This window comes from Actinocrispum sp. NPDC049592, from assembly GCF_040675465.1.
In the GTDB taxonomy this organism is placed as follows: domain Bacteria; phylum Actinomycetota; class Actinomycetes; order Mycobacteriales; family Pseudonocardiaceae; genus Kibdelosporangium.
In genome coordinates, this window is record NZ_JBFAPA010000003.1 from 272,870 (window position 1) to 282,799 (window position 9,930).

Here is a 9,930-nt window from a genome sequence, read left to right on the forward strand (position 1 = left end):
GAGCGAGACAATGCCTGAACGCGACGAGTCCCGATGGGCGACGGCGTTATCGTGGAGCGCCGTCCTGCTGGACGGCTTCGATCTGGTCGTCCTCGGCACCGTGCTACCGGTTCTGCTGCAACAGAAGGTGTGGGGTCTGGACGCGGGTAGCGCGTCGGTCGTCGCCACCATCGGCCTGGTGGGGATGACGATCGGCGCCCTGGCGATCGGGACCATCACCGACGTGATCGGCCGCCGCAAGGCGTTGATGCTGTCGGTGGTGAGTTTCTCGGTGTTCACGCTGCTGTGCGCGGTCGCGCCGTCGGTGTTCGTGTTCGGGCTGCTGCGGTTCCTGGCCGGGCTCGGTCTCGGCGGCTGCCTGCCGACCGCGATAACGATCGTCAACGAGCACAGCAAGCGGGTGGGCAGCGCGACGACGACCGTGATGACCGGTTACCACGTCGGTGCCGTGCTGACGGCGCTGCTGGGCATCCTGGTGATCTCGGATCTGGGCTGGCGCGCCATGTTCATCATCGGCGCCGCGCCCGCGGTCGTGCTGGTTCCGCTGATGTGGAAGTACCTGCCGGAGTCCGAGCAGTTCCACACCGAGCGGACGACCGCGCTGTCCGCGATGAAGTCGCTGTTCCAGGGCCGGTATCTGCGGGCCACGATCGCGTTCGGCGTCACCTCTTTCATGGGCCTGCTGCTGGTCTACGGGTTGAACACTTGGCTGCCGCAGATCATGCGGTCCGCCGGGTACCAGCTCGGCGCGGCTCTGGCTCTGTTGCTGACTCTCAACGCCGGTGCGGTCGCGGGGTTGCTGTTGGCGGGCGCGGTGTCCGACCGGGCCGGGTTGCGGCGTCCGACGATCACGTGGTTTGCCGTGGCCGCGGTGTTCCTGGCCCTGCTGAGCGTGAAGATGCCGCAGCTCGGCGCGTACATCGCGGTGTTCGTCACCGGGTGCTTCGTGTTCAGCGCCCAGGTTCTGGTGTACGCGTACATCGGCCGGACGTACCTGGCCGGCAACCGGGCCACCGCGCTCGGCTGGGCCGCGGGTGTCGGCCGGCTCGGCGCGATCACGGGTCCGTTGGTGGGCGGCGCTTTGCTCACCGCCGGGATCGCGTACCCGTGGGGCTTCTACGTTTTCGCGATCGTGGGCGCGCTGGGCGCGATCGCGGTCACGTTCGTCGGCCGGTCACCGGCGGCGGAACTCGTAGGCGAGCAGCCAGCACAGGTACAGACCACCGATGACGCCGGTCGCCACGCCGACCGGGAGCTGGGTGTTTGAGAAGAGCCGCTGGATCCCCAGGTCGCTCGCCATCAGCAGGACCGCGCCCATCAGCCCGGACGAGACCGTGCCGGAGAAGGGCGACCCGGTCAGCCGGCGGGCGATCTGGGGTGACGCCAGCGCCACGAACGAAATCGGCCCGGCGGCTGCGGTTGCCACCGCGGCCAAGGCGACACTGACCATGATCAGCACCAGCCGGGTGCGTTCCACCGGCACGCCAAGGGCTTTGGCGGTGTCGTCGCCCATCTGCAGGATCGCCAGGCGGTGACTGAAGAACACCGCGAACGGCAGCAGCCCCAGCAGCGCCCAGGCCACCGGTTCGACATGCTCCCAGCCGCGCCCGTTCAGGCCGCCGACCTGCCACGCCTGCGCGGCGATCGCGTCCTGCAGCGAGGCGTGCGTGATCAGGTACTGGTTGGTGGCCAGCAACATCGCGCTGATCCCGATCCCGACCAGCACCAGCCGGAACCCCTGCACGCCGCGTTTGTAGGCCAGGAAGTAGATCAGGATCGAGGTCACCAGGCCACCGCCCAGCGCTCCCCCGGCGACCGCGAGCATGCCACCGTGGGTCAGCACGAGCACGATCAGCGCGCCGGTCGCCGAACCCATGGTGAACCCGATGATGTCCGGGCTGCCCAACGGGTTGTCGGTGATCCGCTGCATGATCGCGCCGCTGATGCCGAACGCCGCACCGACCAGGACCGCCGCTAGCAACCGGGGCAGCCGCAGGTCGAGGACGATGAACTCGGCGCCGGGCGGCCCTTGGCCCAGCAAGGTATCGACCACTTCGGACACTGTCAGCTGGTAATCCCCTGTGGTCATCGCGACAATGCCGATGCCGACGACCAACGCGGCCATGACGACGCACACAATGGTGGCCCGGATATCCAGCCGGACCGAAAGGTTCTTGGTGCGGATCGGCTTGCCGCGCACCGATGTCGTGACGCTCACAGCTTGGTCACCCGGCGGCGCCGGACCAGCCAGACGAACACGGGTGCGCCGACGAACGCGGTGACGATGCCCACCTGCAGTTCCTCCGGCTCGTTGACCAGGCGGCCGATGATGTCCGAGCCGATCAGCAGGATCGGCGAGAGGACCATGGTGTACGGCAACACCCAGCGCTGGTCTGGTCCAGTGATCAGCCTGGCGGCGTAGGGAACCGCGAGGCCGACGAACACGATGGGCCCGCAGGCCGCCGTGGCAGCCCCGCACATCAGGGTCACCGCGAGGACGCCGAGCACCCGCGTGCGTCCAATGTGGGCACCCAGCGCGATCGCGGTCTGCTCACCGAGGGCGAGCGCGTTCAAGGGCCTGGACAGCAACAGCGTGAGCACGATGCCGATCGCGAAGAACGGCAGCAGCTTGAGCACGACGTCGAGGTTCCGGCCGCTCAGCGAGCCCACGTCCCAGTAGCGGAACTCGTTGAAGGTCAGCGGGTTCAGCAGCAGGAAGGCGTCGATCAGGGCGTACAGCACAGCGGTGATCGCGGCACCGGCCATGATCAGCCGGTCCGGGGTCGGCCCGCCGCGCCCGGCCGCGCCGAGCATGTACACGGCCACCGAGGCGATCGCCGCCCCGGCGAACGCGAACCAGACGTAGCCGGACACCCCAGTGACGCCCAACGAAATGCCGATGACCACGGCGAACGAGGCCCCGGCGTTCACTCCCAGCAGCCCGGGATCGGCCAATGGGTTACGTGTCAAGGCCTGCATCAACGCGCCCGCCAGACCCAGGGCGGCGCCGACGAGCAGGCCGAGGATCGTGCGAGGGATGCGGACTGTGTGGATGATCGCCGCGTCACGGGAGCCGTCGTTGTGCCACAGCACGTCCCATGTGGACGCGAACGGAATGTCCTTGGACCCCAGCCAGATGCTCAACATGCACACGACGACCAGGCCGATGAGCGCGCCCATCAGCCCCACCGCCCGGACTGAGATCTTCGTGTGGTTTCTCACGCTGACCACACGCACCACCATGTCCTGACGTCGCGAATTGAGGATAGGCTAACCGAAGTTCTTGGAGTCTAGCAACCGGGAGGCCGGGTGTCCGCTGGGGGAAGGATCCTCCGCCAGGCCATTGCCGGCCAGCGGAAAGACGTCATCCGGGCGAGCCTGCTGACGGCGGGCCACCAGGTCGGCGAGGCGCTGGTGCCGGTCGTGATCGGCCTCGCCATCGACGACGCCGTGGCCACCGGGTCGGTGAGCGCCCTGCTGCGCTGGCTCGCGGTGCTGGTGGCGCTGTTCGCCATGCTGTCCTACAGCTGGCGGTTCGGCGCCCGGCTGGGTGAGCGGGCCTTCGAACGGGCCGCCCACGCCCTGCGGACCCAGTTGGCCCAGCGCGTCCTCGACCCACGCGGCGGCGCTGACGCGGCCCATCTTCCCGGCGCTCTGGTCAACATCGCGACCGGGGACGCCAAGCGGGTCGGGTTGATCAACCACGTGATCCCGATGACCGCGGCCGCGCTCACTGGCTTGCTGGTGAGCGCGATCTCGCTGCTGAGCATGTCGATCCCGTTGGGGCTGCTGGTGTTGCTCGGCACCCCTCCGCTGCTGTTGCTGGGACACCTGATCGGCCGACCGCTCGAACGGCGGAGCGACGCCGAGCAGGAGCGGGCCGCGCACACCTCTGGGACAGCCGCCGACCTGATCGCCGGGCTACGGGTGCTCAAGGGCATCGGCGCCGAGCGCGCCGCGATCTCCCGGTACCGCGCGACCAGCCAGGACTCGCTCGCGGCCACCCTGCGGGCGGCTCGGGCCCGGGCTTGGCATGACGGCGCGCTGTTGTCGCTGACCGGGGTCTTCATCGCCGTCATCGCCCTGGTGGGCGGGAACTTGGCGTTGTCAGGGGACATCAGCATCGGTGACCTCGTGGCGGCCGTTGGGTTGTCCCAGTTCCTGCTGGGGCCGTTCGAGCTTTTCGCCTATGCCAACGGGCAGTTCGCGCAGTCCCGGGCTTCCGCGGACCGGGTGGCCGAGGTGCTCTCTTCTCCGTCTGCTGTCTCAGGTGGGACTGGTGAGGTTGTCGCTGTCTCTGGACGCGTGCGGCTTTCCGATGTGCACCACGGATCGCTGCGCGGGATCTCGCTGGATGTCTCGCCTGGTTCGTTTGTCGGCGTGGTGGCCTCAGATCCGGCTCATGCCACGGATCTGTTGGTGTGTTTGGGGCGTGAGGCGGATCCCGCTTCCGGCGTAGTTACCTTGGACGGTATCGATCTGTCCACACTGGATCCCGCTGCTGTGCGGTCGTCGGTCTTGGTGGCCGCTCACGATGCTGTCTTGTTCGAGGGGACCCTGCTGGAGAACGTGGCCGCAGCCGCTCGGCGCCCGGTCGACTCGGTTCTCGGCGCGGCGGCTGCCGATGAAGTGGCTTCTTCATTGCCGGAGGGCGTGGAGACCGCCGTTTCCGAGCGGGGGCAGTCATTGTCTGGCGGGCAACGACAACGGGTGGCTCTCGCCCGCGCTTTGGCTGCGGATCCGCCGGTCCTGGTTTTGCACGATCCCACGACCGCGGTCGACACGGTCACCGAGGCTCAGATCGCCGAACAGTTGCGATCGGTCCGTAGTGGACGGACGACACTCGTTCTGGCGACGAGCCCGGCTTTGCTGGCTGAGGCGGACCGGGTGGTGTTGGTACACGAGGGTGTGGTTGTCGCTTCCGGCACACACACGGAGTTGGCGCGTTCCAACGCGATCTACCGTGGGGCGGTGTTGTCATGACCCGGGAGTTGCTTCCGGTCGCGTCCCCGGCCCGGACTCGTGCTGTCCTCGGCAAGTTTCTGCGGGAGCACCGTTGGAGCGCTGTGGCCGCGTTCGGGGTGATGGTCGTGGCGACCGCCATCGGAACCGCGATCGCGCCTTTGCTGGGCCACATCGTCGACCTGGTCACCGCCGGGCGGGATGCGTTGCTGGTTCCCGTGGTGTGGTTGGTGATCGTGGCACTCAGCCAGGGTGTCATGACCGCGTTGGGGATTGGTCTGGTCGCGCGGCTGGGTGAGACGATCGTGACGGCGCTGCGGGAACGGTTCGTTTCGCGGGCTTTGGCGTTGCCATTGGAGCAGGTCGAGCGGGCGGGATCGGGTGACCTGACTTCGCGGGTGACCAACGACGTTTCCGTTGTTTCGGACGCCGTTCGGTCCGCTCTGCCAGAGTTGGCACGGTCCGCGTTGACGATCGTGCTCACCTTGGCCGGGATGGCCGTGCTGGACTGGCGGTTCATGCTCGCCGCATTGTTGGCCGCGCCGGTCCAGATCCACACGGTGTTCTGGTATGTCAAGCGCGCCAACCCCTTGTACGCTTCGCAGCGGATCGCCGTTGGCGCGCAGCAACAGCAGCTGCTGGACACGATCGGTGGGGCGCGGACCGTGCGAGCTTTCGGTCTCGCCGAGGACCACGTCTCGCGGGTGCGCGAGAAGTCCACGGCCGCGGTCGAGTTGTCGTTGCGGGGCATTCATCTGCTGAGCCGGTTCTTCGGGCGGCTCAACCTCGCCGAGATCATCGGGCTGTCAGCGGTGCTGGTGATGGGGTTCGTGCTGGTCGGCAATGGTTCGGCCACCATCGGCACGGCGAGCGCGGCGGCTGTCTACTTCCATGGCCTGTTCGGGCCGATCAACACGGCTCTGTCGCTTGTGGACGATGCTCAGTCCGCGTCGGCCAGTTTGGCCCGGATCGTTGGCGTGGCGGACGTGCCCGCCGATGGGTCGCGAGAGCAGGTTTCGCTGACCGATGCGTCGATCAAGGTCGCCGATGTCGGGCACGCTTACGTCCCTGGGCATCCGGTCCTGGCTGATGTCGATCTGACTGTCGGCGCCGGGGAACGGGTGGCGTTCGTGGGGGCGAGTGGGGCCGGGAAGACGACGTTGGTCAAGTTGATCGCGGGCATTCACCGGCCGTCGTCGGGGTCGATCTCGGTTGGCGGGGTGGAGTTGGACTCGGTGCCGCCGCAGACCATCGCGCTGGTCAGCCAGGAGGTGCACGTCTTCGCCGGTCCACTGGCCGATGATCTGCGGCTGGCGGCGCCGGACGCCTCGGATGCGCGGCTAGCGGCCGCTTTGGCGGCTGTGGGGTGGGACGCGGAGATTTCACTGTCTACTGTGGTCGGTGATGGCGGTCATCGGTTGACCGTCGCCCAGTCGCAGCAGCTGGCTTTGGCGCGGCTGATCCTGGCGGATCCGGCGATCGCCATTTTGGACGAGGCGACCGCGGAGGCCGGCAGTGCCGGGGCGCGGTCGTTGGAAGTCGCCGCGGACGCGGCACTTTCCGGTCGGACCGCGCTGGTTGTCGCGCACCGCTTGACTCAGGCCGCTTCGGCGGACCGGATCGTGGTGCTGGACAACGGGCGGGTCGTGGAGACCGGGACGCACCAGGAGCTCCTGGCGGCCGGCGGCCGGTACGCCACCTTGTGGTCCGCATGGTCCGGGACTCGATGAAGGGCAAGGAATGATTCGTTATCTGCTGGCCGTATCCCTGCTCCTGCTGACCGCCTGTGGCTCATCCAGCCAGGGCGCCCAGGCACCCACCTCCTCGGATGGGGCGTTCCCGGTCACCATCGAGCACAAGTTCGGCAGTACCACCATCAAGGCGGAGCCGAAACGGATCGTCCTGGTTGGACTGACCGAGCAGGACCCGTTGATGGCGTTGGGTGTGGTGCCGGTCGCGACCACCAAGTGGATCGGCAAATATGATGGCGAGATCCCGCCGTGGTCCCGGGACAAGCTCGGAAACGCCCCGCTGCCCACGGTTCTGTCCGACCAAGGTGGCCTGCAGTATGAGAAGATCGCGTCGCTCAAACCCGACCTGATCCTCGGCCTGTACGCGGAGCTGACCCAGGAGTCATACGACAAGCTGAGCAAGATCGCCCCCACCGTCGCCCAGCCATCGCAGTACAACGCGTACGGAATCCCTTGGCAGGACGCCACTCGAACGGTCGGCAAGATCGTCGGCAAGTCCGCCCAAGCCGAGAAGCTTGTCACTGACACCGAAGCGCGCCTGGCCAAGGTCCGCCAGGACAACCCCGAGTTCAACGGCGCCACCGCCGTGATCGCCACCAACTGGGAGGGCTACTTCGTCTACGGCAGCCAAGACCCCCGCTCCCGCATGCTGGCCGCGCTGGGCTTCAAGCTCCCCGACACCCTCGACCAGGTCATCGGCGACAAGTTCGGCGCGACCATCAGCAAAGAACGAGTGGACCTCCTCGACCAGCGCGTGCTGGTCTGGATCGTCACCGACGCCACCAAAACCCGCGCCGACCTCAACACCGACCCCCTCTACACCGGCCTGAACGTCGCCAAACAACACCACGACATCCTCATCGACGACACCACCCCCTACGGCAGCTCCGTCAGCTTCATCTCCGTCCTCAGCATCCCCTACCTCCTCGACAACCTCGTCCCAGACCTCAAAAAAGCCTTCACATAACAGAAAAGGGCGCCCAACCCGCTGGGCGCCCTTTCAGGCCTCGAGGTTGCGAAGTCACCGTAGGCACTGCGTTCCGGTTGTAGCCCGATGAGCTCAGGGCGAACACCAAAGTCGCCGACCCGGAGGGTTCCGTGAAGAACACCATCACCCAGCGCAATGCGGAGGTCGTCGCAGCGCTGGTGAAGTGGTGGCAGGAGAACAACTTCGTAGTGATGTCCGACGAACGGCCCAAGGAGAATTGGGTGTCCGTCGACAACCGGGCGGATGGGTTCGGTATTTCGGTGCAGGAAAGGTCACAGGGGGTCTGTCGTTGGGGGCGACTTCTCCTTGTGTGGCCGAATGGGAAGCCTGCACCGAGGAAGTGACAACCGACAAGGCGCCCAGACCGTCCGGGCGCGTTTCGCAGTCATGCCCCGAGGTTGCGCATGATGGTCTCGGCGATGGTGACAGCGCGGTCACATGGGTCAACGGCTTTGTCGTCGATGCGGACCTCGAACCCCTGGGTGTTCGTGAGCCCGACGGCCACCGTGCAGAACTCCGCGCCGGGGATGGTCGGTTTCAGGGCGGGCTGGCCTTCGACCGTGATCGGACTGGCGGAGTTGATGCCGGGGAAAAGAATCTCCCGGCGGTAGATCTTCCCCAGCAGATCCGTGGCGAAGTAGTACTTGACCATGAAGCCACCGCTGGCCGTCCCAGTGTCCCGGATACAGGTCGCTACATCAGGGTCGTCCGTGGAGGCGGACCCCGGCTTGTTGTAGCCCAGCACCCTTGCCTGGTCATCGGTGAACAGGCCGCACGGCTTGGTCCGATAGGCACTGGCATCCCACAGTCTCGCGACCGGCGGTGCACTGGTGCCCAGCCTGGTCGGCGAGGGGGAGGCCGAAGGTGTCGGCCCAGGTGTCGGCGAGCCAGTGCAACCACTGGCGACGAGGGTCAGTCCAACCAGAAGACCTGCTGTCCAGTGCCGGCGTGACGTCATATCGCACCCCTGCGGGCGTTGCCCGGATTCATGCGCTTGTCGATGTCGCTCTGCCGCTTCTTCTCTTCGGCGTACTTCCTGCGCTCAGCCTCGACGATCGGACCGATGGAGCCTGGATTGTGGACCATGTCCTGAAAGTTCTCCCATCGGAAATCCGGGCTGTTGACGTTGCAGATGAGCGGCAGAGGTTTGTACATGCTCGACGGCCGCATGGCGTCGTCGATCTGGTGGGCGACGTCGGTCCGGATGTGGTCGAGCGCGTTACCGAACGACTCGTTGAGCCAGTCCGCCTCGCGACGGTAACTGTCCATCACCTGGTCGGCGTCGTTGCCTTCGATCACCCGATCGACAAAATCCTTGCCCATGTCCACCGCGGTGACGACCGCGGATCCGATCAGCTTCTTCGGATCCGCGGAAAGGATGCCACTGACGATGTCGAACAGCAGCGCCGACTGGAGTTTGGTGTCCTCTTTCTCCTGGTCCTCCATCTCCTTGCGGCCAGCGGCGTCGGTGGCCAGCAGAAGCTGGTAGAAGCTTTCCCGGCCTTCGACAACGGCCGTGTAAGTGGCGGCGAGCCCCAGCAGACCACGGAGCATGCGAGTTTGCTGCTCCTCGCAGAAGATCTCCATCCGGTCGATCTGGTTCTTGAACTCGTCGGCGGCAGCGCCGGTCCAGTTGGCCAGATGCCGGATGCTCTCCCGCAGTTGGGTGACGGCATCAGCATTGTCGCCGATGGCGATCATGGCCTGGTAGATCCGCTCGTACTCGTCGGCAACCCGCTGCGGATCGATGCTCAGCCAAATTTCAAGGTCACGCCTGAGACCGGCGATCTGCGCGTGCGGAATGCCGGCCGCCGGGAAGTCGCCATCGTGCATCGCCAGGAATCGATCCTGGAGAAGGGCTTGGGCTTCCTCGATCTTGTCGTCGGTTCTCCAGCCGCTCACGCCGTCAGCCCCTGCCGTCCACGCGCCGGTAGAGCGCGATGATGTCCCGCAATGCCTGAGCATTGGCGTCCATCACATCGCACGCGCGCGCCTGTCGCTGAGCGATGACATCGCTCCATCCGGCGTACACCGCCTGCAGCCGGTCTGTGGCATCGAATTTGCCCGGTCGCGCGAAGTCGGCATACACCGCCAAACTGCTGATCGGGACCCGGTACATCCTCACCGCTGTAGGCAGTGAGCCCTCTGGATCGCTTGCCGCTTTGTCGGCCTCGGCGAGGTCGATCGCAAATCCTTCGTACATCTCGCAGCCCCTCGTTCTGCTGGTCC

At 66.5% G+C, this 9,930-nt stretch carries 10 protein-coding genes; 5 read left to right on the plus strand and 5 right to left on the minus strand.

The window, feature by feature from the left end:
* Nucleotides 1-10: 10 nt before the first annotated feature.
* Nucleotides 11-1,267, plus strand: coding sequence for an aromatic acid/H+ symport family MFS transporter (locus AB0J95_RS11320; RefSeq protein ID WP_364755706.1), 1,257 nt, complete (start codon nt 11-13; stop codon nt 1,265-1,267).
* On the opposite strand, the gene AB0J95_RS11325 is transcribed toward AB0J95_RS11320, so the two are convergent.
* Together AB0J95_RS11325 and AB0J95_RS11330 are read right to left on the minus strand one after the other, a co-directional pair.
* The gene (locus tag AB0J95_RS11325) at nt 1,175-2,218 is read right to left on the minus strand and encodes an iron chelate uptake ABC transporter family permease subunit (RefSeq protein WP_364755709.1); all 1,044 of its coding nucleotides are present in this window, start codon (nt 2,216-2,218) and stop codon (nt 1,175-1,177) included. The genes AB0J95_RS11320 and AB0J95_RS11325 overlap by 93 nt on opposite strands.
* The gene (locus AB0J95_RS11330; protein WP_364756177.1) at nt 2,215-3,180 is read right to left on the minus strand and encodes an iron chelate uptake ABC transporter family permease subunit; all 966 of its coding nucleotides are present in this window, start codon (nt 3,178-3,180) and stop codon (nt 2,215-2,217) included. Before AB0J95_RS11330 ends, AB0J95_RS11325 begins: the two co-directional genes overlap by 4 nt.
* Nucleotides 3,181-3,309: 129 nt before the next feature.
* Here AB0J95_RS11330 and AB0J95_RS11335 point away from each other — a divergent pair, with 129 nt between their 5' ends.
* The 4 genes from AB0J95_RS11335 (at nt 3,310) to AB0J95_RS11350 (ending at nt 8,045) form a co-directional block, all read left to right on the plus strand.
* Entirely contained in the window at nt 3,310-4,983 is a 1,674-nt protein-coding gene (locus AB0J95_RS11335) for an ABC transporter ATP-binding protein (protein WP_364755711.1), read from the plus strand.
* The gene (locus tag AB0J95_RS11340; RefSeq protein WP_364755714.1) at nt 4,980-6,692 is read left to right on the plus strand and encodes an ABC transporter ATP-binding protein; all 1,713 of its coding nucleotides are present in this window, start codon (nt 4,980-4,982) and stop codon (nt 6,690-6,692) included. The genes AB0J95_RS11335 and AB0J95_RS11340 overlap by 4 nt, the downstream gene beginning before the upstream one ends.
* A 10-nt stretch (nt 6,693-6,702) precedes the next feature.
* Nucleotides 6,703-7,680, plus strand: coding sequence for an iron-siderophore ABC transporter substrate-binding protein (locus tag AB0J95_RS11345; RefSeq protein ID WP_364755717.1), 978 nt, complete (start codon nt 6,703-6,705; stop codon nt 7,678-7,680).
* A gap of 131 nt (nt 7,681-7,811) precedes the next feature.
* Entirely contained in the window at nt 7,812-8,045 is a 234-nt protein-coding gene (locus AB0J95_RS11350; RefSeq protein WP_364755720.1) for a hypothetical protein, read from the plus strand.
* A 41-nt stretch (nt 8,046-8,086) separates the two neighbouring features.
* Here the strand turns inward: AB0J95_RS11350 and AB0J95_RS11355 are convergent, their stop codons facing one another.
* The 3 genes from AB0J95_RS11355 to AB0J95_RS11365 are packed head-to-tail and all read right to left on the minus strand — an operon-like array spanning nt 8,087 to nt 9,904.
* Nucleotides 8,087-8,659 carry a DUF3558 domain-containing protein gene (locus AB0J95_RS11355; RefSeq protein ID WP_364755722.1) on the minus strand — a complete coding sequence of 191 codons (573 nt, stop codon included), beginning with the start codon at nt 8,657-8,659 and terminating at the stop codon, nt 8,087-8,089.
* Nucleotides 8,656-9,603, minus strand: a complete 948-nt coding sequence (locus tag AB0J95_RS11360) for a hypothetical protein (RefSeq protein WP_364755725.1) — start codon at nt 9,601-9,603, stop codon at nt 8,656-8,658. Before AB0J95_RS11360 ends, AB0J95_RS11355 begins: the two co-directional genes overlap by 4 nt.
* Before the next feature lie 4 nt (nt 9,604-9,607).
* The gene (locus AB0J95_RS11365) at nt 9,608-9,904 is read right to left on the minus strand and encodes a hypothetical protein (RefSeq protein ID WP_364755726.1); all 297 of its coding nucleotides are present in this window, start codon (nt 9,902-9,904) and stop codon (nt 9,608-9,610) included.
* Nucleotides 9,905-9,930 lie beyond the last annotated feature (26 nt).

Coding starts and splice junctions, on each gene's coding strand:
- AB0J95_RS11320 (WP_364755706.1), top strand. CDS start 11: ATGCCTGAACGCGACGAGTCCCGATGGGCGACGGCGTTATCGTGGAGC.
- AB0J95_RS11330 (WP_364756177.1), bottom strand. CDS start 3,180: ATGGGCGCGCTCATCGGCCTGGTCGTCGTGTGCATGTTGAGCATCTGG.
- AB0J95_RS11340 (WP_364755714.1), top strand. CDS start 4,980: ATGACCCGGGAGTTGCTTCCGGTCGCGTCCCCGGCCCGGACTCGTGCT.
- AB0J95_RS11345 (WP_364755717.1), top strand. CDS start 6,703: ATGATTCGTTATCTGCTGGCCGTATCCCTGCTCCTGCTGACCGCCTGT.
- AB0J95_RS11355 (WP_364755722.1), bottom strand. CDS start 8,659: ATGACGTCACGCCGGCACTGGACAGCAGGTCTTCTGGTTGGACTGACC.
- AB0J95_RS11365 (WP_364755726.1), bottom strand. CDS start 9,904: ATGTACGAAGGATTTGCGATCGACCTCGCCGAGGCCGACAAAGCGGCA.